General features: G+C 30.1%; 20 protein-coding genes. 16 read left to right on the plus strand and 4 right to left on the minus strand.

Annotated elements, in window-relative coordinates; all coding sequences use genetic code 11:
• Window positions 1-2: 2 nt before the first annotated feature.
• Window positions 3-761: a DeoR/GlpR family DNA-binding transcription regulator gene (locus K7H06_RS03700; RefSeq protein ID WP_223038621.1), complete on the minus strand. Its 759-nt coding sequence runs from the start codon at window positions 759-761 to the stop codon at window positions 3-5.
• 419 nt (window positions 762-1,180) lie between these two features.
• On the opposite strand from K7H06_RS03700, the gene K7H06_RS03705 reads away from it, so the two are divergent.
• The 9 genes from K7H06_RS03705 to K7H06_RS03745 all read left to right on the plus strand — a co-directional run bounded on the left by K7H06_RS03705 (window position 1,181) and on the right by K7H06_RS03745 (window position 14,611).
• Complete coding sequence (locus tag K7H06_RS03705; protein ID WP_223039922.1) at window positions 1,181-2,158, plus strand: helix-turn-helix domain-containing protein; 978 nt, start codon at window positions 1,181-1,183, stop codon at window positions 2,156-2,158.
• A gap of 309 nt (window positions 2,159-2,467) precedes the next feature.
• A complete protein-coding gene (locus tag K7H06_RS03710; RefSeq protein ID WP_223038622.1) occupies window positions 2,468-2,695 on the plus strand; it encodes a FeoA family protein in 228 nt (75 codons plus the stop codon).
• On the plus strand, window positions 2,696-4,756 hold the full coding sequence (gene feoB, locus K7H06_RS03715; protein WP_223038623.1) for a ferrous iron transport protein B: 2,061 nt from the start codon (window positions 2,696-2,698) through the stop codon (window positions 4,754-4,756).
• Window positions 4,757-4,767: 11 nt separating this feature from the next.
• Window positions 4,768-5,034 (plus strand): FeoC-like transcriptional regulator, encoded by a 267-nt coding sequence (locus tag K7H06_RS03720; RefSeq protein ID WP_223038624.1) that lies wholly within the window; start codon window positions 4,768-4,770, stop codon window positions 5,032-5,034.
• Between the two features lie 85 nt (window positions 5,035-5,119).
• Complete coding sequence (locus tag K7H06_RS03725) at window positions 5,120-6,910, plus strand: ABC transporter ATP-binding protein (RefSeq protein WP_223039923.1); 1,791 nt, start codon at window positions 5,120-5,122, stop codon at window positions 6,908-6,910.
• Window positions 6,903-8,645, plus strand: coding sequence for an ABC transporter ATP-binding protein (locus K7H06_RS03730; protein ID WP_223038625.1), 1,743 nt, complete (start codon window positions 6,903-6,905; stop codon window positions 8,643-8,645). The genes K7H06_RS03725 and K7H06_RS03730 overlap by 8 nt, the downstream gene beginning before the upstream one ends.
• Window positions 8,646-8,685: 40 nt before the next feature.
• Window positions 8,686-10,041: an MATE family efflux transporter gene (locus tag K7H06_RS03735; protein WP_223038626.1), complete on the plus strand. Its 1,356-nt coding sequence runs from the start codon at window positions 8,686-8,688 to the stop codon at window positions 10,039-10,041.
• Between the two features lie 374 nt (window positions 10,042-10,415).
• A complete protein-coding gene (locus tag K7H06_RS03740) occupies window positions 10,416-11,522 on the plus strand; it encodes an efflux RND transporter periplasmic adaptor subunit (protein WP_223038627.1) in 1,107 nt (368 codons plus the stop codon).
• Window positions 11,523-11,539: 17 nt separating this feature from the next.
• Window positions 11,540-14,611, plus strand: coding sequence for an efflux RND transporter permease subunit (locus K7H06_RS03745; protein ID WP_223038628.1), 3,072 nt, complete (start codon window positions 11,540-11,542; stop codon window positions 14,609-14,611).
• A 213-nt stretch (window positions 14,612-14,824) separates the two neighbouring features.
• Here K7H06_RS03745 and K7H06_RS03750 read toward each other — a convergent pair whose 3' ends face one another.
• Window positions 14,825-15,340, minus strand: coding sequence for a DUF4268 domain-containing protein (locus K7H06_RS03750; RefSeq protein ID WP_223038629.1), 516 nt, complete (start codon window positions 15,338-15,340; stop codon window positions 14,825-14,827).
• 123 nt (window positions 15,341-15,463) lie between these two features.
• Here K7H06_RS03750 and K7H06_RS03755 point away from each other — a divergent pair, with 123 nt between their 5' ends.
• The 5 genes from K7H06_RS03755 (at window position 15,464) to K7H06_RS03775 (ending at window position 21,135) form a co-directional block, all read left to right on the plus strand.
• Entirely contained in the window at window positions 15,464-16,327 is an 864-nt protein-coding gene (locus K7H06_RS03755; RefSeq protein ID WP_223038630.1) for an AAA family ATPase, read from the plus strand.
• Between the two features lie 181 nt (window positions 16,328-16,508).
• Window positions 16,509-16,961 (plus strand): MarR family transcriptional regulator, encoded by a 453-nt coding sequence (locus tag K7H06_RS03760; protein ID WP_223038631.1) that lies wholly within the window; start codon window positions 16,509-16,511, stop codon window positions 16,959-16,961.
• A gap of 153 nt (window positions 16,962-17,114) precedes the next feature.
• Entirely contained in the window at window positions 17,115-17,732 is a 618-nt protein-coding gene (locus K7H06_RS03765; protein ID WP_223038632.1) for an L-2-amino-thiazoline-4-carboxylic acid hydrolase, read from the plus strand.
• 370 nt (window positions 17,733-18,102) lie between these two features.
• On the plus strand, window positions 18,103-19,464 hold the full coding sequence (locus K7H06_RS03770) for an aminotransferase class V-fold PLP-dependent enzyme (RefSeq protein ID WP_223038633.1): 1,362 nt from the start codon (window positions 18,103-18,105) through the stop codon (window positions 19,462-19,464).
• Between the two features lie 105 nt (window positions 19,465-19,569).
• On the plus strand, window positions 19,570-21,135 hold the full coding sequence (locus K7H06_RS03775) for a GGDEF domain-containing protein (RefSeq protein WP_223038634.1): 1,566 nt from the start codon (window positions 19,570-19,572) through the stop codon (window positions 21,133-21,135).
• A gap of 138 nt (window positions 21,136-21,273) precedes the next feature.
• Here K7H06_RS03775 and K7H06_RS03780 read toward each other — a convergent pair whose 3' ends face one another.
• Both K7H06_RS03780 and K7H06_RS03785 read right to left on the minus strand, forming a co-directional pair.
• Window positions 21,274-22,029: a hypothetical protein gene (locus K7H06_RS03780; protein WP_223038635.1), complete on the minus strand. Its 756-nt coding sequence runs from the start codon at window positions 22,027-22,029 to the stop codon at window positions 21,274-21,276.
• 361 nt (window positions 22,030-22,390) lie between these two features.
• The gene (locus K7H06_RS03785; RefSeq protein ID WP_223038636.1) at window positions 22,391-23,002 is read right to left on the minus strand and encodes a cyclase family protein; all 612 of its coding nucleotides are present in this window, start codon (window positions 23,000-23,002) and stop codon (window positions 22,391-22,393) included.
• Window positions 23,003-23,200: 198 nt separating this feature from the next.
• Here K7H06_RS03785 and K7H06_RS03790 point away from each other — a divergent pair, with 198 nt between their 5' ends.
• Together K7H06_RS03790 and K7H06_RS03795 are read left to right on the plus strand one after the other, a co-directional pair.
• Entirely contained in the window at window positions 23,201-23,530 is a 330-nt protein-coding gene (locus K7H06_RS03790; RefSeq protein ID WP_223038637.1) for a PadR family transcriptional regulator, read from the plus strand.
• A 1-nt stretch (window position 23,531) separates the two neighbouring features.
• Complete coding sequence (locus K7H06_RS03795; RefSeq protein WP_223038638.1) at window positions 23,532-24,185, plus strand: hypothetical protein; 654 nt, start codon at window positions 23,532-23,534, stop codon at window positions 24,183-24,185.
• Window positions 24,186-24,269: the final 84 nt, after the last annotated feature.

Raw genomic sequence — 24,269 nt, forward strand, 5'->3', positions numbered from 1 at the left:
GCTTATTTTGTTAGCATAACACTTATTTCATAATGATTCAAAACATCCATTAATGATGGATTAGGTAGTTGATCTGTAATGACTATGTCAATTTGTGACAAATCAGCAGCTTTGAAAAAGCCTTTTTTATCAAACTTTGAATGATCTACTAACAAAATCACTTGATCTGCTTGTTCAATCATTTTTTTCATGATAAAACCATCTTCTTCAAAAGCAACCATGACCCCTTCTTTTGAAAGACCACAAGTACCGATAAAGGTTTTATCTACATAATAATTAGAAAGCATTGAGATCACTGATGGACCATATAAAAAACGCTGTTCTTGGTTGAGTTGACCTCCTAACAAGTGAATATGGACTTGTGGTTTATTTGAAAGTATATCTGCCTGATTGATGGAATTTGTAATAATAGTACAATGATCTACCTGTAAAAATTCTGAACATGCTTGTACAGTGGTAGAGGTATCCATAATGATTTTGTCACCATTTTTAATGAGTGAAGCGGCTAATTTTCCAATGGCTTTTTTTTCTTTGGAGTCATTATAAAGGCGATCTTTATAGCTTTTTATTTCTTTGATTAGAGTGGGTAATAGAGCACCGCCACGTGTTCGGAGAATAGCACCTCTTTCTTCTAATTTTACTAAATCTCTTCTTGCTGTATCTCTTGAAATATTACATAGATTACAAATTTCTTCTACATTAATTCGTTTATGTTCACCTAAATAATTTAGAATTACTTGAAGTCTCTCTTCTTGATACACATGTATTCACCTCAGAGTTATTTATATTTAATATAATTATAAGTAAAATCAAGTTAAAAGTCAATTGAATATAAGGAAATTTAAGTAAAGATATGTTTTTAAGTAAAAAAAGAAAAGGATTTACGTAAATGATGTAAATCGTCAATCTATTTTGTAAAGATGTGGATGAGGCGTATCATAGATATCAATTTCTTTTTTTGTACAGGGTTTAAGTTGAATGTTAGATATGGAACGTTTATTATAAATATAAAAGCTATTGTACTTTCTTATGGTATTTTATGATGAAAGGAATTATATATTTTACTACAAACCATAATTTGAAAAAGGTGAATATTGTATTTTATAGAATGAATATATTAAGTATATTTAAAGTAAGGCAACAATGATTTTAGAGTAAAAAAAGAGGGTGGTAGATGAAAATGACAATTAAAAAAAATATAATGGATGATTATTACAAATATGTTGAAGATAAATACTGTTCTGAAACATTAGATGAAGTATTAGGGAAAAAATATTTTATCAAAGATCAATTTGGTACAGGAAATTTTTTCAGAATAAAGATAGAAGAGGGATTAGAAATATCAGGATTTGATATCTCAAAAATGGAAATGGATTTTGATAATAGAGTTCCTCATGAGGACATTTTAGAAGTAGGATATTGTTATGGTGGAGAGACAAAAATTTTATCCTTACCAGATGGTAAAGAATATACCTTTAAGAAAGATGACATTTGTATTTATAATACATTAAATAAATTAGATTATTTCAAATTTAAATATAGAAATTGTAAAGCCATGTCTATTCATATGAATTTTAATAGTATTAAAAATGCCATGAATTCTATTTGGGAAGATGAGATCCTCAGGGATTGGCAAGAAAACATTAATAATATATTTAAAGAAAATATATTAATAGTTGAAAAAGCTAGCTATGATTTGAGAAAAATAGCACAAGAGATAGATACAATCTCTAGTAATAATATGATGGGGTATATGAAATTAAAATTAAAAACGATCGAGTTTTTAGCTACTTTTCTTGAAGAAAAATCAAAGGAAAATTTTAAAAATATTAAAAATAAAGAAGTACAAATCATCACGAAGGCGAAAGAAATTATCAATGAAAATATTGAAAATACACCTTCTGTTAAAGAATTAGCTAATCAATTAAATACAAGTGTCTACAAATTACAAAAAGGATTTAAAGATATCACAGGGGATACTGTCTATGAGTATATAAAAAAAGCAAAAATAGAAAAAGCAAAATATTTATTAAAAAATAGCAATTTATCCATTTTAGAGATTGCAAATGAAATAGGCTATGAGAATCCAAGTAAATTTGCAAATGTATTTAAACGATATAATGATATAACACCTTTAAAATATAGAAAATCAAAATAAAAAGGTTGGACCATATTTTAAAAATTAAATGAAGAAAAGATAAATGCTCTAAGTAAAATAAAAATCATAAAATGGATTTTTGTTTTTTGGAGCATTTTTTATTTGCTTTGGAGTGGAAAATGATAATCATTATCAATATAATGTTAATAGAAAAAAAGTAACAAGTATGATACATAAGAAAAGGAGATAAGGGTAAATGAAAGTATAAAAAAGACAAAATGCGTCCATTTATTGATAATGATTATTAATTTAAAATGGAATGAATGAAAGACAAATTAAAAAAACAGCTTAACTAAAAGAGGTGATGAGATGACTCGTTTAAATTTACAAAAAGAAAATACCATATGTAAAATTATAGAATTAGAAGGATCCAATAAGTTTATAAGCAAAATAACAGCCATGGGTCTAACGAACGGAACATTTATAGAAGTGATTCAAAATAATAAAAAGTTTCCAGTTTTATTATTTGCTAGAGATACAATGATTGCTGTAAGTAAAGAGGAAGCTAAAAAAATCCTTGTAAAGGAGGTATCCTAAATGGATAGTATAGCTGCAGTAAACTCTGTAACAATAGGATTAGCAGGACAGCCTAATACAGGGAAATCAACACTTTTTAATAAACTTACTGGTGCAAAGCAGCATGTAGGAAATTGGCCAGGAAAAACGGTTGAGCAAAAACAAGGGATATTTTATTTTAATGATAAAAAATATAGTCTTGTAGATTTACCAGGAACCTATAGCTTGACAGCTAATTCATCGGAAGAGCTTATTGCTAGAGATTTTATCATTTCTGATGATGTAGATATGATTATTACAATGGTAGATACATCACAACTAGAGAGAAGTATGTATTTACTTTCAGAAATAGTAGGGATGAATGTTCCTGTAATTGCAGTATTGAATATGATCGATGTTGCCAAAGAACAAGGGAAAAGCATTGACATTCAAAAGCTACAAGAAAAATTAGGCATCCCTATTGTACCTATGGTTGCTGCAAAAGGAGAAGGTGTTGAAGGTCTTTTAGAAAAAGTTCAAATAATAGAAGAAGATCAAAAAATTCTTCATACAGATGATATGGTTAAAATATATGAGGATGTTTTTAAAGAAGAATTTAATGAGCTTATAAAAATTCTACCAGATGTAGGAATCGGAAATTGTAGTAGTAGCTGGATTAGTGTAAGATTGCTTGAAAATGATGAACAAATTGTTAATCTTGTTAAACAAGAAGTTACAGAAAACGAATGGGAAGTAGTCCGTTCTATTATTAAAAAAAATACAGATGGACCTTTAAAAGCAGCTAATTGTAGGTATGCATGGATAGAAAGTGTCTTAAAGGATGTGTTGACAAAAAAACAAGAGTACTCTTTAAAAAGAATGGGATTTGATAGATTATCTACCCATAGAATTTTTGGAAAACCTATTGCAGTCTTGATGATAATATTAGGATTTATTGCAAGTATGGCAATTGCTATGCCATTTATGATGGGGATAGGTAGTATACTTCCACGGATTTCTTTAACCTTACGAGATATTTTATTAGATAAGGGAGTTTCCTATTGGATTATTTCTTTAGTAACAGAAGCTGTTATTCCTGGATTATCAATGGCAATAATTATGGGAGGTTTTATTGCAGGAGTTGTATTTGTTTTCGGATTTATGGAAGATGTGGGATATATGGCGAGAGTTGCTTATGTATTTGATACAACTATGAGTAAGATTGGTTTACATGGAAAGTCTATTATGCCATTTATTACAAGTTTTGGTTGCAATATGGCGGGGATCACTGGATCGAGAGTAATAGAATCATGGCAACAAAGACTCCTTACCATTACTACGAGTATGGTTGTACCGTGTGCAGCCATGTGGGGGGTTATAGGATTAATAGGAAGTTTATTTTTTGGCGTAAATGCCATATGGGTGATTGCAGCTTTATTTATATGTTCTATTTTCTATGTCATTTTTACCTCTTGGATTTTCAGAACAAAATTTATAAAAGAAGAAGATGGGATGGGACTCATTATGGAGTTACCACCTTATCATAAACCCAATTGGAAAGGAATTTTCGTTCATGTTTGGAGTAAAATGAAAGATGTTATGAAAAAAGCCTTTGTTGTGATTGTTGGGGTATCTGTTGTAATGTGGATATTATCTTATACAGCTGATGGAAATATTGAAAATAGTCCAATATATGCCATTGGAAAAACAGTAGAGCCTATAGCTACTTTTTTAGGACTAGATTGGAGATTGTTGATTGCATTACTTGTTTCTGTAATGAGTAGGGAAGGTGCTTTAGGTGTATTATCCATGTTGTTTGGAGTAGGATCAGGAACATCAAGTTTTTCTGGAATTATGATTTCAGGGGCTGTTCAGTTTGATCAATCTGCTTTGTCAACAGTTATGTTAGCTTCTATTTCAAAACCTTCGGCACTTGCTTTTATGTTTGCTTATTATTTCAATGTTCCGTGTATGGCAGCTATTGCATGTGTTCATGCTGAAACCCATTCTTTAAAATGGACTGTAAAAATTGTGAGCTACTATATGTTGAGTGCTCTTGTTATAGGTGCTGTTGCCTATCGAATAGGAATAATACTATTTTAGAGGTGAGTGGATTGTTATTAGATAAAATATTAGTTGCATTAAAGACAAGAAGGATTTTATCCTATAAAGATTTAGCACAAAATTTAAAAGTAGATCAAACACTTATTAAAGCAGCAATAAATCAGCTTGATCATATGGGGTATTTACAAAAGGTGAATACAGGCTGTAATATGTGCAAAGAATGCAGTAAAAGCAATATAAAAATAAATGAAATGCATGTATGGGTTCTTTCTAAAGAAGGTAAAGATTATTTGAAAGGTATGAAAAATCCTTCTTGATCAATTGTTCAAGAAGGATTTTGATTTAAAGAAGTTGTATATAGATAGGCTTAGCAATTGGATAAAAGGATGGTGAATGATAAAAATGGAATCAAAACAAAAATCAACCCTTTCGAAATTATTAAAATTTGCAGGGAAACATCGAATTTTGATTATATTTGCAATTGTGTTATCTGGAATGAGTGCAATTTTATCTTTATTTCCATTTGTTTGCATATGGTTTGTTGTAAAAGATATTTTTAAAGCGTTACCAGATGTTACGCAAGCTACAGAAAGTATAAGATATGGATGGATGGCAGTTGGATTTTCTCTCTTAAGTATTGTATTTTATTTTGCAAGTTTAATATGCTCTCATTTGGCAGCTTTTCGTGTTGAAAAGAATATGAGAAAAGAAGCAATGCATAAAATTGTTACACTTCCTTTAGGTTTTTTTACAAAAAATACGAGTGGGAAGCTTAGAAAAGTAATTGATGATAATGCAAGTTTAACTCATAGTTTTTTAGCACATCAATTGCCAGATCTATCAGGGGTTATGATCATGCCTATTGCCATAATCATTATACTATTTGTCTTTGATTGGCGCTTGGGACTTGTTTGTTTAGCACCTATATTTTTAAGTTTATTGATTTTAAAACAGATGATGGGCGGTAACAATGAAAAAATCATGAAAAGATATATGGATTCATTGGAAGATATGAATGGATCTGCTGTTGAGTATGTTAGAGGAATTCCTGTAGTGAAGGTATTTCAGCAAACCGTATATTCCTTTAAGAATTTTCATAAATCCATTAAGGGGTATAGTGATTTTGTTTCAGAATATGCTATCAATTGTCGTGTTCCCATGATTGGATTTACGATTACGATTCATGCTCCAGCGTTACTTCTAATTCCCATTGGAATTCTTTTTATATTGAATGGATCAGATTATAATGCATTTTTATTAGACTTGATTTTTTATATGTTGTTTTCCCCACTTGTTGCAGTCATGATGACGAAGATTATGTTTTCAAGTGAAAATGTTATGGCGGCAAAGGAAGCTTTAATTAGAATAGATGAAATACTAGAAGCTAAGAGTTTAGAAGAAACAGATCAGATAAAGGAAACCAATGAAAATGATATTGTATTTAAAAATATTGGTTTTACTTATCCAGAGAATGACAAAGTTGCTATTGAAAATGTGAGCTTTACCATTCCTTCGGGAAAAACTTTTGCATTAGTAGGCCCTTCTGGTGGTGGGAAGAGTACTTTGGCAAGTCTTGTAGCAAGATTTTGGGATGTAGACTGTGGAAGCATTGAAATTGGAGGAGTTGATGTAAAAGATTTTAATGAAAAAGACTTAATGGAAAAAATTGCTTTTGTCTTTCAAAATAGTAAATTATTTAAAACGAGCTTACTTGAAAATATCAGACTAGCCAATAAAGAAGCTAGTCGTGAAGAAGTACTTAGAGCAGCACATTTAGCACAGTGTGATGATATCATAGAAAAAATGCCTCAAGGCATAGATACAGTGGTAGGGACAGAAGGGGTATATCTTTCTGGAGGAGAACAACAAAGAATCGCTTTAGCTCGAGCTATTTTAAAAGATGCGCCAATTATTATATTAGATGAAGCAACAGCTTTTGCAGATCCAGAGAATGAATATCAAATACAAAAAGCTTTTGAATCTCTTGTTCAAGATAAGACTGTTTTAATGATTGCTCATAGACTTTCTTCTATAAAAGATGTTGACTGTATTCTTGTTATAAAGGATGGAAAAATTGTAGAAAGTGGAGATCATGAAAAACTTTTACACAAAAATGGAACATACAAAAAAATGTGGAAAGAATACCAAACATCTATTTCATGGAAAGTTGGAAAGGAGGCGGCTTATGTTTAGTTACGTTCAAAATAAATTTGCTCTTAGTAAACAAGGAACAACAGATCTTTTTAAAGGAAGTATTTATAGTGCTCTTGTAAATTTGAGTATGATGGTTCCTGTAGGAATTTTTATTCTTATGTTAGATGAACTATTAAGACCTGTTCTTGGAAAACAAGCTGATACCCCAAACCTATTAAAGTATATAGGACTTGTTTTTGTGGCAGTAGTTATCATGTATTTTTTCCATCATCTTCAATATTCAAATGTTTATCTTTCAACTTATAAAGAAAGTGCAAAAAGAAGAATTGTTTTAGGGGAAAAGTTAAGAGAACTTCCCTTATCCTTCTTTGGGAAGAGAGATTTATCAGATTTGACAAATATTATTATGGGAGATTGTGCAATTTTAGAACACGCTTTTTCTCATGCAGTACCTCAGTTATTTGGATCTATTATATCTACTATTATTATCGTTATTTCTTTGCTAATAATGGATTGGCGTATGGGATTAGCAGTTCTTTGGGTGGTTCCAGTATCCTTTACAATGATTTTTCTTTGTAAACAGATGCAACAAAAATCCAAAGAAAAACATTATCAATCTAAATATGCGTGTGCAGAGGGTATTCAAGAATGTCTTGAAAATATTCAAGATATAAAAGCTTATCATATTGAAAAATCTTATATGGAAGAGTTAGATCAAAAGCTTGATGATTCAGAAAAAGCACAAATAAGATCAGAACTTACAACAGGAGCAATTGTAACGAGTGCACAAGCTATATTAAGACTAGGACTTGCAACAGTTATTTTAGTGGGAAGTTCTCTTTTAATAAAAGGGCAAACTGATTTATTAACTTATTTCATATTTTTAGTAACGGCATCAAGATTATATGATCCTCTTTCTGGAAATCTTACGAATATAGCGGAGATTTTCAATACAGAAATGCCAATTAAAAGAATGAATGAAATAAAAAATTATAAGGTGCAAACGGGTAAAAAAGATTATGAACCAAATAGTTATGACATTGATTTTAACCATGTGGGCTTTTCATACAATCATGATGAAACGGTTTTAAAGGATGTTTCATTTACAGCAAAACAAGGAGAAGTAACTGCACTCATTGGACCATCAGGAAGTGGTAAGAGTACGGCTGCAAAATTGGCTGCTAGATTTTGGGATGTAAATAAAGGAAGTATCACTATTGGGGGAGTAGACATTACAAAAGTTGAACCAGAAATGTTGCTAGAAAATTATACCATTGTTTTTCAAGATGTTACATTATTTAATGATACAGTCATGGAAAATATAAGATTAGGCAAAAGGGAAGCTAGTGATAAGGAAGTGCTAAAAGCTGCAAAGCTTGCTATGTGTGACGACTTTGTTTCGAGTATGCCTAAAGGATATGAAACCATTATTGGTGAAAATGGTTCAACACTATCAGGAGGGGAACGTCAAAGAATTTCTATTGCAAGAGCTTTATTAAAGGATTCTCCAATTATTCTATTAGATGAAGCTACAGCTTCTCTTGATGTTGAAAATGAAACAAAAATTCAAAGTGCCATCTCTGAATTGATAAAAAATAAAACGGTAATTGTAGTTGCTCACCGTATGAGAACTGTTGAAAATGCAGATAAGGTTGTTGTTCTTGCTGATGGTTATGTAGCAGAGCAAGGAAAACCAAAGAATTTATTAAAAAAAGAAGGCTTGTATAAGCATATGGTACAGCTTCAATCAGAAAGTATGAATTGGTCATTATAGAGAATAGACTAAGTTAATTTATAAATGAGGAGGAATGAAGATGGATGAAAAAAGAGAAGAGTTATTGAATGACAGTATTTTTAAATTAATGATAAAGTTATCTATACCTGCTATTATTGGTATGTTTGTCATAGGGTTGTATAGCTTTGTAGATGCCATATTTGTAGGTAGATGGGTAGGAGCGAAAGCTTTAGCGGCTGTATCCGTTACTTATCCATTGACACTTATAAACAATGGAATTGCTGTACTTATAGGAATAGGCTCAGCATCTGTATTGTCACGAGCAATAGGAAGTAAAGATCAAAAAAAGATTAATGATATTATGAGCAATATGGGCATGTGTAATATTGTATTATCCTTGTTGGTTACATTTATAGGAATCACTTTTACAGACTCTTTAATAGGACTTACAGGATTAAGTGGAGATATATTTATTTTAGCTAAGAGTTATTTGAGAATCATTTTTGTAGGATCATTATTTGTTAATTTTGTACAAAGTGCAAATATGATTATTCGTGGAGAAGGAAAGATGAAGGAAGCCATGATTATTATGGGAGTAGGTGCAATACTGAATATTATTCTAGACCCTATTTTCATAAAAGTATTAAATTTAGGGATTGAGGGAGCTGCATATGCAACTGTATTATCTCAAATCGTACAGACCATAATGACATTAGTATATTTTAAAAAATATAGCCAATTGGTTCAGCTCAAAAAACCTGCACTTAAAAAGGATATTCTTCCAGATGTTTTTTCAGTAGGGGTTTCAGCAATGCTTATGCAGGTTATGAGTTTAGTGCAACAAACTATATTATATAAAATGGTAACCATCTATGGAAATGATCAACAACTAGTTATTATGGGGATCACTATGAGAGTAATGATGTTTGCATTTATTCCTATTTGGGGAATGTCCCAAGGACTACAACCACTCGCTGGAATAAATTATGGTGCAAAGAAATTAGATAGAGTAAGAAAGAGTGTGAAGATATTTATGCTAGGATCAACTGTCTTATGCTTAGCTTTTTGGTTACCGATGGAATTAGCACCAAAGTTTATATTAAGTTTATTTACAAAAGATCAAGAGCTTATAGCATATGGTTTTGAATATTTTAGATTAGGAAATATGGCATTTTTTGTGTCGGGTATATTCATCATGAGTGTTACATTTTTTCAAGCCATTGGAAAAGCAGGAAATGCAGGCTTGATTATTATGTTAAGACAAATTGCTTTATTTATACCATTTATTCTTATATTCGCAAAATTTTTTGGTGGAATAGGAGTTTGGTATAGTCTACCTATTACAGATATAACTGTATTTATTGTGGCAATGAGTCTTGTAATTGTTGAATTTAAGAAAATGTTGAAGGTAAAAGGAGCTTTTGTTCAAAGATAGAGGAGATAGCTTTAAAGTATTGAAAATCTGAAAATGGAAAAGTATTCATGATTCGAAGGTAGTGTGAGTAAGAAAAAGGAAACTACGTATAAGTGGTTTTCTTTTTCTTCAACAACACTAGTAAAATATCATCGAAAAAACAGTAAAAAGAAAATTTTGTGGTAGACAGCCATATTCTTTTTACCTGTTTCAACTTATTTTAGAGTTCATAAAAAAGAATTAAAGGGAGATTTTAAATTTTTTTTTTGAGGAATAAATGATAATGATTATCGATGATAATCTAATTTGTTAAAACGATCTACGACTATGTATTTTTATTTTTAAAAAGGATCAAGGGGATGATTTTATAAATTTTAAGTAAGGAGGAGTAAATGATGAAGATAAAAAAGAAAGTAATTGTACTTATCATGATAGGGATTATGGGTGTTTATGGATATTCCCAAAAAGATAGTTTGTTTGTAGGAAATGCGGAAAATGAGGAAAGGATTTCACAAAAGGTTATGAATATCCAGGGAGAAAAGGTTAAGGAAAGAAAAATGGAAGAAATTATTCACCTTACAGGAAGTTTGGAAGAAAACGAAAAGGCTTTTGTAAGTAGTAAAATTTCAGGAAAGGTTCATGTAATAAAAGGAAAAGAGGGGGATTTAGTTAAAAAGGGACAGTTGCTGTTAGGCTTAGAAAGTCAAGATTATCAAAATAAAATGGAATTAGCTAAAGCTACTTTAGAAAAAGCAAAAGCTAATTTTGATTCTTCAAAGATCAATTATGAGAGAGTAAAAGCATTATATGATGAGGGTGTAGCTTCTAAAAGTGAATATGATAAAGTAAATACTTTGTATTTAGTGGCAAAGGCAGATTTAAGTAGCGCCGAAGCAAGTATTTCAATTGCAAAGGAAGCTATTGATAATACATCTATTTTTTCCCCTATGAATGGTTTTATTACCAAAAAAGATGTATCTATAGGGCAAGTTTTATCACCAGGAATGCAGTTGATGGAAATCAGAGATCTTTCTTCTATTTATATGATTATAGATATTAAACAATCTAATCTATCAAAGATAAAATTAAATCAAGAGGTGAAAATAACGCTAGACACTTATAAAGATAAAGCTTTTAAAGGATATATAAAAGAAATAGCTCCCCTAGCAAATGAGTCATCTCGTACTTTTAAGACGAAGATTCTTATCAAAAATAAAGACTTTCTTTTGAAGCCTGGTATGTTTGCTAGTTGTAATATTCAAACAGGAATTCAAAAAAATATCTTATATATACCAGTTACATCTCTTCTTGGAAAAGAAGGAGCATATTATACGTATGTGATAGATGAAAATGTAGTAAAGCGTGTGCCTGTAAAAATAGGAGAAATTATCAATGATACGGTAGCGATAGAATCAGGATTAGAAAAGGATGAAGTGGTTGCAGTTACAAATTTAAATCAATTAAAAGATAAGGACCCAGTGAAATTAGTAGCAAAGAAATAGAAAAGGGGGTGAGATAGATGTATATATCTAATGTTAGTATAAAAAGACCAGTATTTGCAATTGTTTTAATATTAGGGCTAGTAACCCTTGGGGTCCTTAGCTACTTTGATTTAAGTGTCAATGAATATCCAGATATGGAGTTTCCTTATGTATCTATAACTATTGTAGAACAAGGAGCATCTGCTGAGCAGATTGAAAACAACATCTCTCAAAAGGTGGAAGAAGCTGTAGCACAGGTAGCCGGTGTTAAGCATATTTATACAATCGTTCGAGAAGGGGTTTCTATTATTTGGGCAGAATTTACCCTAGAGACATCAGCACCTGTTGCAGCACAAGATGTTAGGGACAAAATAAGTTCTATTAGAGGACAGCTACCTAGTAGTATAGAAGAGCCTATTATTGAAAGGTTTGATCCAAGTGCGACCCCTATTGTAACTATAGGTGTTACAGGAGATGTAGCAATGAGAGATCTTACACAAATAGTAGATGATGAAGTAAAGGAAAGATTAACCTCTATAGATGGTGTTGGAGCTGTAAATATATATGGTAGAGCCGAAAGAGAAATTCAGATAAAATTAAACAAAGAGAAAATGGCTGCATATGGGTTGACTACGGGAGAGATTGTAAACAGCTTAAAGGGCGAAAATATGGATGTGCCCGTAGGAAAGCTTACAATGGATGATAACCAAATATTTTTGCGTACAGATGGGAATTTGAAAAATATATGGGAGTTTAACAATATAGTAGTAGGGAAAAAAGAGGGCGTTCCAATCTATGTAAAAGATATGGCTATCCTAGTAGATGGTATAAAGGAACAAGATAGTTTATCTAGTTATAATAGTAGAGCATCTATTGGGATTGATATGATCAAGCAGGCAAAAACAAATACCGTTGAAATAGCAGATAAAATAAAGAAAACCATCAAAAAAATAGAAAAAGATTTACCTGAAGGAGTCAAAATAGAAATTGTTATGGACAATTCTATCAATATTAGAAATTCAGTAGATGATGTGGTTCAAACTATTTTCTTAGGAAGTGTTTTAGCCATATTTGTCATATTCATATTCTTAAAGGATTGGAGAAGCACACTTATTAGTGCTATAACCCTTCCAGCTTCAATCATAACAACTTTCTTTGTTATGAAGCTATTAAAATTTTCATTAAATACCATGTCCCTCATGGCACTTTCTCTTTCTGTGGGAATGTTAATTGATGATACCATCGTCGTTATAGAAAATATATCAAGACATATAAACATGGGAAAAGAGCCTATACAAGCAGCAAAAGAATCCATGGAAGAAATCGGTTTTGCCATTATTGCCACAACCCTTGCCATCGTTGCAGCATTTTTACCTGTTGGGCTTATGGACGGAATCATAGGAAGGTTTTTTCAACAGTTTGGAATAACTGTAGCGTGTAGTGTTTTAGTTTCAACGCTAGTTGCATTTACCCTTACCCCCATGCTTTCCTCAAGAGTTTTGAAAATAGAGAATAGAACAATGAAGAGAAATATTATTTATAGATTATTAGATGTATTTAATAATCAATTTGATAGATTGATCAAAGTATATTTAGGGGTTCTTAAAATATCATTAAAGCACAGAATCATTACCATGATTTTAGCCGTACTATTATTTGTAGGAAGTCTTATGGTAGTTCCTTATTTAGGATCTAGTTTTATAACCACTGCGGATATAGGAGAATTCATGATTGCAGTGGAATTAGATTCAGGAATGAGTCTGGATGCAGCTAAGAAAAAGGCAATAAAAATAGAAAAAATATTAAAGGATTCACCGAATGTTTTAAAAACATATACAACCATAAAATCAGACAAAATAGATATATTTGTAAAATTAAAGGATAAAAACAATAGAGAACTTCCTATAGAAGGAGTAATTCAACAATTTAGAAACAAATTTAAAGAGATTCCAGGTATTCAAAGTGCTTTTAATATAAAAGCATTTGATACGGATAAAAAGATACAAATTTATGTTTTAGGGGAAGATCCTAAAGTACTTCAAGATTTAGGAGAAAAAACAGCAAAACTTATGAATAATATTAATGGGGTTGTGGATATTTCTAGTAGTTATAAACCTGGAAGTCCACAGGCAAATATAAAAATTGATCACAAAAAAGCCAATGATCTTGGTATATCAACAGCTCAGATTGCAGATACGCTTCATACTTTATTCAGTGGAAAGGTAGTTAGCAAATATTCAGTAGATGAAGATCGGTTTGATGTAAAATTAATGCTTGAGGATGAAGCTAGAAAAAATATGAGAGACTTAGACAATATATATCTATATAGCATATCTAATCAAGAATTAGTTCCATTAGATCAAGTGACTAAGATTGCATTTGATACAACTTCTAATGAATTACGCAGGTTTGACCGAAAGAAGGAAGTTTTGATATCAGCCAATGTAGATGGTATTTCAGTTGGAGAATTTAATAAAATATTTTTTGATCAATTAGAAAAGGAAATTAAAATTCCAGAAGGATATGCAGTCCAGGCAAAGGGAGATGCTGAGATGATGGAGGAAACATTTATCAATATGATCAAAGCATTAATTACAGCCGTGTTATTTATCTTTTTCATATTGGCAGCTCAATTTGAAAGCTTTATAGATCCTTTTGCCATTATGCTGTCATTGCCATTGGCGATTATTGGAACAATTATGGGGCTATTTGTTTTAAAGAGTGATCTAAATATGATGTCTATGGTAGGTGTGATCATGCTCATGGGATTAGTTACAAAAAATGCTATACTCCTGATTGATTACATCAAGCAACAGAGGGAAGCTAAAGTGGAAAGAACTGAAGCTATTATGCAAGCTGGAAATACAAGATTTAGACCTATTATGATGACTTCTCTATCAACTATATTTGGTATGCTTCCCCTAGCACTTGCATTAGGACCTGGAGCAGAAGCTAGATCACCTATGGCACACGCTATCATAGGAGGAATGATTACATCTACAATACTTACCCTTGTGATTGTTCCAGTGGTTTATACCATATTAGATGATATGAAGGGATTTTTTATGAGAGTGTTTAAGAAGAATAAAGGGGTTAGTATAGAAATGTAATGGGAACATTGAAAGAAAAATCAGAGGAGGTAGTATAATGTATTTTTCATTATAGTGTTGCCTATTGGGCTAGAGAAGTTCGAAATGAATATTTATTGTAAACAAAGCATCTACATTTTAATAAGTGTAGGTGTTTCTTTTTATTTTTTGAACGAAAAAGCAGTACTGAGATAATTGGTAAAAATAGATTTATCTGATGATAATAGTGAAATATTAAAAGGTTTGATTTTTCAAATCTTTTTTTATTGCAATCAAAGGTTCTATGAAAACTTTTTCAAATGTAATCATTTCAATTAGTAAAAAATTAATCATTGTATCCCAATCATCTTGATTGTATACATTCACACCGGTTAATTCTGATTTGATCCTACAAGCTTTTTTATTGTTAAGTCTTTTCCAAATCAAAGCTTTTTCGAAGGATTTTTCAATATGATTCTTTTGTTGCATCAAATTGTCAAAAACAAATTTATTAAATTCAGCTTTGCTATTGGACATATAAAGTTCTACTCTTGCAGAGTTTCTTCCGATGACAAAATTATATGCAATAGAACCAAATCCTGCACCAGCACCAATCCAATTATCTTTTGAAGGACTGATGTTTGAAAATAAAGTGAAATTTTCATGTTGGTTGACTTCATTTAATAATTTGGTCCAAAATTCAATGCGAGTTTTATGGCGGTCTTTGAATTCATTTTTTGTACTATTGTCTTCTTCTGTTTTTTCTGCCATTTTGATTATTAGTCAGAGAATGATATTTTTGTATTATTTTATGTTAAACTTGTTTTAAGTAGGGTATTAACGACCAGTGAATATTCTTCAGATAGCTAAAATCAATAGTAAGGAGACCAACTTATGATTTATTTAAAAAATTTCAAATTACCTTCTTGGGAACAGGAAGAATATAATAATTTAACGCCTCGTGCCTATCCTTATGGTATATTTCCTTTCAAAAAAATTGAAGAGTTTAGATTTGAACCTATTACTATTTTTTATGGGAGCAATGGTTCAGGAAAATCTACCCTTTTGAATTTGATTTCAGAAAAATTAAATTTGCCACGAACAACACCTTTTAATTCGAGTCAGCTTTTTAGGCAATATGTAGAAACGAAATGTGATTATATAAGTGGCTATGATGAAGAGGGATTTCCTTTAGAGATACCACTTAAGAGCAAAACAATTACAAGTGAGGATGTTTTTAATCATATTCTTACAGTGAGAAATGAAAATTCACGTATAAATAAAGAGAAAAATCTTGAGAAGCAACGTTATTATGAAACAAAGTATGATGGATTTCAATTCAAGTCCATGAATGATTATGATCAATTAAAAATAAAAAATGCAGCTAGAAAACAAACGGTGAGTCGCTTTGTAAGAGATCGTACAAATCCTAATATAGAGCAATTTTCAAATGGTGAAACAGCACTTTCGTATTTTGATAGTAATTTTGAATCAGATAGCTTATATCTGTTAGATGAGCCAGAAAACAGCTTATCTCCTCAATTCCAATTACAACTTATGAAATTAATTATGGATTGTGCATATTATTGTAATTGCCAATTTATTATTGCTACCCATTCACCATTTATCTTGTCCATCGATGATGCGCAGATTTATGATTTAGATAGCATACCTGCTAGCGTTAGAAAATGGTATGAATTAGAAAATGTTAAAGCTTATTATGAATTTTTTAAACAATACAAGGAGCTTTTTAAGTAAGATTGTAAAAGCTAAAAGTTTGACTCTACTATCCATTTTTCTATTGCTTGATAGGCAAGATCGATACGCTAATGATTTCCTATGTGAATAGTGGATACTATTGTGTGAGATTGTGTGGGTAAAAAATCATTAATAAGTTGACGGTTTTGTTAACTAGGTATATAATTTAATTGGTGATAAAATGAAAAACTATGAAAGAATAATTAAATCATATTTTAGATCAGTAAGGGAATTTAATGAATTTGAAAGTGTTCCAAGGGATTTTGGAACAGGCGATTTACTTTATAGTTCTGAAATACACACGCTTCAAGTTATAGGAAATAATGCTAATATTAATCTTACTGAACTAGCAGCGAAATTAGATATTTCAAAAAGTGGTGCTTCAAAATTTACAAAAAAGCTCATTGAAAAGAATTTAATAACAAAAAGTAAACATTTGAGCAATAAGAAGGAAGTAGTTTTCAATTTGACAGAAAAGGGATTAATAGCATATTTAGGACATGAAAAGTTTGACAAAGAAGTATTTGCTTCAATATATAAAATTCTATCTAGGTTTGATGAGAAAGAAAAAGAGTTTTTAGAATCATTTTTAGATGAATTGGTTTTAGAGGTCAAAAAATTAAATAGAAAGTAAGGATTTGATACGATATTAAATATTAAACAGCATTAAAGAGGCTGTTTAATATTTAGTAAATAGTTAACTAGGTTAATAAAAATAGAACTGTATATATTTAAGAAGGAGGATTTTAGGAGAAAAAAATAAATAATTAAAGAGAGGATAATGATTATGTTAAAAACTAATATTGACAACATTGCAAAGCCTTCAAATGCTATGATTATAATAGGTGTATTAAAAGGATATATTCATCATCCAATATTGTTTTTTCTAAAAGCAATACTAACTTTTAGAAATTTCAAAAAAACTATTAAAATAGATTTACCAACAGAATTTATTAATTCAAGTGGACTGATTGCATGGTTATATATTAGGCTAAAGAAAGAAATCGGAAAAGAAAAGGCCTATGAAATAATTAGAGCGACAATTTTGTGTTCAGGATTGGCAATTCAACAAGCTAATTTCAGAAATGTAGAGGTAGAAAGAACTTTTGAAAATTTGGTAAAATATCAGAAACGTGTTAAAAACGAAGGGACAACAAAACTTAATAAGATGGAAATTATTGAGCAAACCAGTAATAGATATGTGTATAAAGTTACCAAATGTATGTTTTATGAACTTTTTAAATATTTAGAGGTGCCTGAATTAACAAGAATAATGTGTAGCATTGATAATGCAATATTTAATTCGTATTTGCCAGAAAAAATTATTTTTCACCGCAATGGAATTAATAATAGGATGGTAGATGGAGCTTCTGAATGTATGTTTATAATGGAAAAACATGAATAGGATAAAGACACTTTTTTTAATAATAAGGAATGTTTTTGCACAAGATCTAAAGTATTGAAAATATTATAATAGAAAAGTATTTACTATCAAAATGTAATGAAACGAAGAAGAAGGGAACTGCTTATATAAAGTGGTTCTCTTTTTCTTTAATAATGGTTGTGAAATATGGATAAAAACAACCTAAAGGATAAGAAACAATCATATCTAAAGAAAAGTGGAAAGTTATATAATCTTGCTAAGATGAATATATTGATGTAGATGAAAGATGAAGATTATGTTTTGAAGCTTGAATAAAGAAGCTAGGAGGGGTGAAAAGGTATGTTTTTATAAGCACATTGATTCTGAATTATAACTTATAGGGAGGAATTAAATGTATAATCAAATTATGAATAATCCATTTAGAAAATTAGTAGTTGGAGTAGATATGCAAGTTCCACTATCAAATGGTGCTTATACAACAGCTATAAACCTTGATAATGCTGCCACTACACCACCATTTTTGTCAGTTATGGGAGAAATAAATAAATTTGCACCATGGTATTCTTCTATCCATAGAGGAAAAGGATATAAGTCTATGTTGTCAACGGATATATATGAAAATGGAAGAGATATTATAAAGAAATTTGTAAAGGCAGACAAAGAAAAAGATATAGTCATTTATACGAAAAACACAACAGATTCCATAAATATACTCTCATATGTTTTGAGTCAGAAAAAAGAGGATAAGAATGTGGTTCTTTCTTCATGGATGGAGCATGCAGCAAATGACCTTCCCTGGAGGAATAAATTTATTGTAGATTATATAGATATTGATCAGTCCGGTAGGCTATTACTTGATGATCTAGAAACAAAACTTCGTAAGTATAAAGGAAAAGTAAAACTTGTTACAGTGACAGCAGCGGCTAATGTTACAGGGTATATAAACCCTATACATGAGATAGCAAAACTTGCTCATAAATACAAAACAAAGGTACTTATTGATGCAGCACAGTTAGTACCACATGATCGTATAGATATGAAACCTTTTGGTTCAGATGAACATATTGATTATTTAGTATTTTCTGCTCATAAAATGTATGCGCCATTTGGTTCAGGGGTACTAATTGGGGCGAAGGATGATTTTGAATATGGACTTCCATATGCTCAAGGGGGGAGTGCTATAAGACTGGTTACACATGCAAAAGTAGCTTGGGATGAGCCTCCAGCAAAAGACGAAGCGGGTACTCCTAATCTAATGGGGATTGTTGCTTTAATAGAGGCAATAAAAACCTTTAATTTTCTTGGATTCCGTAATATAGATGAGTACGAAAAACTATTACATCAATATGCTTACGCTAAGATAAAGTGTATTCCAGGAATCAAAATATACAATGATTTTCGAAAAGATGATACGATCAGTATTATACCTTTTAATATTGAAGGGATGCATCATCAAATTATATCTAAAATTCTTTCTTTTGAGTTTGGTATAGCTGTTCGAAATGGTTTCTTTTGTGCTCATCCATATTGTGAAAGATTGTTAGGATATAGTGAAAAAGATATGGCGTATTATTTTGACAATCCAAAAGCTTTACTACCAGGAATGGTGAGGGTAAGTATAGGGATGTATAATACTTTTGAAGAGATGGATCGATTTGTTTACAGTTTGAATACAATAGCTATGAACAAAAATTATTATATAAAGAAATATGAAAGTAATAGAGATTACTATAAAATTAAAAACCAAGTTTAGTATATAAAGAGCATCTATTGTATAGATAGATGCTCTTTATAATGTCTAAATAAATGGTTTTCAAATAAAGATTGTCATCAAAATTATAGGGCGAAAAAGAGGACATTGGCGATTGTTGTAGAAATAAAAGAAAAAGTGATTTTGAATGATATAGTATACAGAGTAGAGAAAGGAATTTATATGATGAAATTATTAAGAAAGTATAATTATTTGATAATTATTATTGTTTTTACTGTAATACTTTGTATGTCTTATAATAGTTACAAAAGAACAAAAGAGATTATTAAGTGTAAATATAAAGCCCAAAGTCATTTAGTAGAAAACAGTGTGACTCATGCTTTAGAGAGTGCTAATGGAGCGTATAGTATATCTGAGAATATACTAAATGAGGAAATGGAAAAATATTCAAAAATTCTATTGAAGGAATATAAAAGTAATCCTCAAATCGAAACTTGGAATGTAGATGAAATTAAAAAGCAAATGGATAATTATGATATTTATATAATAGATAGGAATTTAAAAGTAATCAAGACGACTTTTGAGAAGGACCTAGGTATGGATTTTTCTAAATATCCATCATTTTCAAAATTATTAAAAAGTCGGTTGGAGGCTAATTGCTTTACTGCTGATAAAATGGACATTTCCAGTAATACGGGTGAAATAAAAAAATATAGTTACATGCCTACATCTGATCAAAAATACCTAATAGAATTAAGTATTAATATACTTGATAGATATCCTGTGCTAAAAGAACTAAATGCATTTTCATTGGCTAGAAATTTAGTAGACAAATATCCCTATGTAGAGGATATTTCTTTTTACAAATTTAATAAACAAGCAAATAATGTGGGAATGATAAAAGATAAAAAGAATCCTATAGATATCAACATTCCTAAAAACGATAAAGCATTAGTGAAAGAGGCAGTTTTATGGAATACCATTCAATCTAGAGTTGTTAAGCATTCAAACTTCACTACAACTATCAAATACATTCCAATTTTAACAAAAAATCAAGAGGGTGAAAATGATTGGTGGAATTCTTTTGCTATTGGGATTGCTTATAGCAATAAAGAAATGTTAAGGGAAATAAATAAAGAGACAAATATGTTTTTCATTCATATTTTTACGATTGCTACAGTTTTTATAATATTCATAACCTCAATCATATATCTTTTGAAGAAAACAGAATATATGGCTTACCATGATCATTTGACAGGGTTAGCAAATCGTAAAGCTTTTGAAGAATATTTTAATGAAATAATAAATAAAAGAAAGAGTAAAAGCAAAGTTGCAATATTGTATCTAGATTTGGATGATTTTAAATATATAAATGATCATTATGGACATGAAATGGGAGATAAGTTATTGATAGAAGTTGCAATGAGGCTGAAAAATATAGTAAGAGATCAGGATAAAGTATCACGAGTGGGTGGAGATGAATTCATCATTTTGCTAACAGACATTCAATCAGAAAATCATGTTTCTCGAGTGAGAGAAAAGTTAGAAAATAGCATTAAAAGACCTTTTTATTTAGATGGGAGAAGGATTATGATTCATTGCAGTATTGGTTTAAGTATTTCTTCTGATAAAGATTTTTCCCTTGAAGGTCTTATCAATAAAGCAGATGTCTCAATGTATAGTGTAAAGAATGAAAAAGGTACCCCTAGTTGATTGTACGGGAGTTAAATTATACAATTTATAAAAAAATCCCCAATTATTTATATGGGATCTTTTTATAAATTGATTATAGGAGATATTTTTAACAATTAAGTTATTAAGCTTGGTGTTTTTATGATACTTAGCATATAATTATAGGTCTGTGATTGTAAATTTATATGTATCAGGATTATAAACATATGCTTTTTTTTCTGTTTTTTCAGATGAACCAGTTGTGATAACTTCATGTACAAAGCTACTATAGTCACCCTCTACATCAAATAGGGTATTACTTGTTGTTTCTGTCATATAACCATCAGGGTAGTTTGAAGTAGGCGGTTGAGCTTCATATCCTTCTAGTATGAACTCAGCTCCTGTATTCATTATTGTATCACCATTATAAGCATATAGTCTTTTTAATGTGACGCTAATGCCTGTACCCCCACCTGTAATTGTATAATGAATAAACTTTCCATCAAATGCAATATTATGTGTATATATAGTTTCTTTGTCTATTTCACTAGGAATAAGAGAGAGCTCTCCATGATCTACTGTTATAAAAGCAACTTCATAAAAACTATTTCGATTTGGTGAATAACAAGCTACATCATCATTTCCATCACCATTAAAATCTCCGTATACGGTCTGTATATCATCAATCAGCATAGATTTATCCATTCCTATATGGAAATTTTCACATAGAAAATCAAGTAGCAAATTTTTATCTTTGAGATCTATAGATATTTTTTCAACCTCGGTAGCATTTTTTTCTTTTTCGGCCTCAGCTTCTAGTTCTGCTCTAATTTCTGCTTTTAACTCTTCCTCTGTTTTAGTGGTTTCTTTTGCTCCACAACCAACAAAGCTTAATACAATTAATACTACTATTGTAAAACTTATTATTTTTTTCATGTTTATCCTCCTAAAATAAGTAATAGAATTTTTTATATTTTAACATATGACCTAAAATATAGCAAAATTCTTTAATTTTATATAAACCATTATAGTATCATAGTAAATTTATTTTTCACTTTCTACATATATGCATGTAGTTGATTTATTTTAAAATAATATTTTAGGATTGTGTATAATTCCAGCGGCTATTATAAATTTGCGCCCATGCGGAGGGGTACATAAAAAAGCCGTTATTGATGTGACAGTTTGGGAAGGTAACCAGTTAGAGAACAAGTTAAATGAAGTTTTAAATCTTTATATTAAAAGAGAGCAATCCCATATTACAAAAAAGGAGTTGCCCTTAAATATTTTAATTTAATTAAAATTCAACTAATATTCTAGCAGGAAATGCGTCTAGACCTTCTATTTTCATAGGTAAACAATATACTCTGAAATTTTTTTTGGGTATTTTATCAAGATTAGTTAAGTTTTCAATTGCATAGATACCACTTTTTCCAAGGAAAACATCTATAAGTCCATGATTTTTACTATGACCAAGTCCTAAAGTATCTATTCCAATCATATTAACCTTCTTATTTACTAAATACTTGATAACATCCATAGAAATTTCAGGATGCATATTATACTTTTCTTCATCATCTAAGTATTTATCCCAATTTGTTTGAAAAAATATAAAATGCCCTTCTTTAATCTGTGAAACATCTAAATCATCCAGTTCAACGGGTCTATCAGTTATATGAGAAACATCAAATTTTATCCCTAGTGATATTAATCTTTCATTTTCCAATACTACATCTGCACTCATAACATCTATGTGAGTTCCCATATTATGAACGGCACAAGAGAACAAGGTCGTAGTATATTCCTTTTTAGTTCCTTCAAAACACTTTATTTTTTTTACTTTTAAAGAGGGTGAACCTGGTCTATAAATTCTATCTAATTTAGTAACTTGTGTAATATCAATTATCATGAAAACACCTCCAATTATATATGTTGTATTATACAGAAACCTACTTGTACAATCAACTAATTATATAATAAGAAAATAACAAATTTAATGTTTAAATTTATATTAACTGTATTTTTGAAATAAATGTATTATACTTGTTTTAATAAGAACTATGTGGTACAATGTAGTGGTACTAGGCAGAACAAAGTAGGTGAAGAAATGTATGATAAATCTCAATTGAGGCGAGGAACTTTGGAAGGATGCATTTTGAAAATTATTAAATTAGAGGAAACATACGGTTATGAAATAATGAATAAACTATCCTCTTATGGATTCGAGGAACTTAGTGAAGGTACCATTTATCCATTATTAATTAGGCTAGAAAAAAAGAAACTGATATGTTCAAACTATAAAGCATCTCCATTAGGTCCTAGAAGGAAATATTTTTCAATAACGGAGCTTGGTATTAATATGCTAAATTCATTTGAAGAACATTGGGACAGTATTTCTACAACTGTAAACAAAATTTTGTCTTTGGGGGAAAAGTAATATGAAAGATTTGAAATTAATAAGAAAGGATAATTGTGAACAAGAAAAATCATTGTTTATAGATAACTTAACTATTATAACAGATATGGTTGTATATTTACAGTCATCGGATTTATGTGAATATGATATTGAAATCATGCGAAAAGATTTAATTGGTATGGCGTTAGAAGCACAGCTTAGAGGCGAAAAACTTAGTAATGTAATTGGAGAAGACTATAAAAGCTTTTGTAATGAATTAATATTAAGTGGTGATATAAAGTCCACTAAGAAAAAAATATTGAACTGTTTATTTGGTGTTACTGTAGTTATAGGTTTTATGTTTATTTTAGAAATTTTTATGTATTCATGTACATCTCCAAAAGATACATTGAAATTTCATATGCCTATAACATGGGGATTTATTTTATCTACTCTGTTAATAATAGTAGCAGGGTATGGAATATTAAAATTTATAGCAAAGAATTCTTTTAAGCTTTCAGATAAGTATTCTACAAGAGCCATTAATTTATTTGGGATATCATTCATTATGACGTTTTGTATAATAGGCCTTGTAAAGTATTTTTTAAGGAACTCTGTTATTGGGACCATCAATTATTTGTATGCTTTAATTATATTATTAGTTACTCTTGCTGTTATAAAATGGGTTAATAAATAATAAATAGATTCATTTAGTACTAGATAATTTAGTTTAGATAAAACAATATTTAAAAGATAATAAACTTAAAAAAGTTAACTAAGG

It is taken from the genome of Crassaminicella profunda (genome assembly GCF_019884785.1).
Lineage (GTDB): Bacteria > Bacillota > Clostridia > Peptostreptococcales > Thermotaleaceae > Crassaminicella > Crassaminicella profunda.

What these genes read in the sequence shown, in the direction of transcription:
- K7H06_RS03705 (WP_223039922.1), top strand. Translation starts at nt 1,181, where the DNA reads ATGACAATTAAAAAAAATATAATGGATGATTATTACAAATATGTTGAA.
- K7H06_RS03710 (WP_223038622.1), top strand. Translation starts at nt 2,468, where the DNA reads ATGACTCGTTTAAATTTACAAAAAGAAAATACCATATGTAAAATTATA.
- feoB (WP_223038623.1), top strand. Translation starts at nt 2,696, where the DNA reads ATGGATAGTATAGCTGCAGTAAACTCTGTAACAATAGGATTAGCAGGA.
- K7H06_RS03725 (WP_223039923.1), top strand. Translation starts at nt 5,120, where the DNA reads ATGGAATCAAAACAAAAATCAACCCTTTCGAAATTATTAAAATTTGCA.
- K7H06_RS03730 (WP_223038625.1), top strand. Translation starts at nt 6,903, where the DNA reads ATGTTTAGTTACGTTCAAAATAAATTTGCTCTTAGTAAACAAGGAACA.
- K7H06_RS03735 (WP_223038626.1), top strand. Translation starts at nt 8,686, where the DNA reads ATGGATGAAAAAAGAGAAGAGTTATTGAATGACAGTATTTTTAAATTA.
- K7H06_RS03740 (WP_223038627.1), top strand. Translation starts at nt 10,416, where the DNA reads ATGAAGATAAAAAAGAAAGTAATTGTACTTATCATGATAGGGATTATG.
- K7H06_RS03745 (WP_223038628.1), top strand. Translation starts at nt 11,540, where the DNA reads ATGTATATATCTAATGTTAGTATAAAAAGACCAGTATTTGCAATTGTT.
- K7H06_RS03750 (WP_223038629.1), bottom strand. Translation starts at nt 15,340, where the DNA reads ATGGCAGAAAAAACAGAAGAAGACAATAGTACAAAAAATGAATTCAAA.
- K7H06_RS03755 (WP_223038630.1), top strand. Translation starts at nt 15,464, where the DNA reads ATGATTTATTTAAAAAATTTCAAATTACCTTCTTGGGAACAGGAAGAA.
- K7H06_RS03760 (WP_223038631.1), top strand. Translation starts at nt 16,509, where the DNA reads ATGAAAAACTATGAAAGAATAATTAAATCATATTTTAGATCAGTAAGG.
- K7H06_RS03765 (WP_223038632.1), top strand. Translation starts at nt 17,115, where the DNA reads ATGTTAAAAACTAATATTGACAACATTGCAAAGCCTTCAAATGCTATG.
- K7H06_RS03770 (WP_223038633.1), top strand. Translation starts at nt 18,103, where the DNA reads ATGTATAATCAAATTATGAATAATCCATTTAGAAAATTAGTAGTTGGA.
- K7H06_RS03780 (WP_223038635.1), bottom strand. Translation starts at nt 22,029, where the DNA reads ATGAAAAAAATAATAAGTTTTACAATAGTAGTATTAATTGTATTAAGC.
- K7H06_RS03785 (WP_223038636.1), bottom strand. Translation starts at nt 23,002, where the DNA reads ATGATAATTGATATTACACAAGTTACTAAATTAGATAGAATTTATAGA.
- K7H06_RS03790 (WP_223038637.1), top strand. Translation starts at nt 23,201, where the DNA reads ATGTATGATAAATCTCAATTGAGGCGAGGAACTTTGGAAGGATGCATT.
- K7H06_RS03795 (WP_223038638.1), top strand. Translation starts at nt 23,532, where the DNA reads ATGAAAGATTTGAAATTAATAAGAAAGGATAATTGTGAACAAGAAAAA.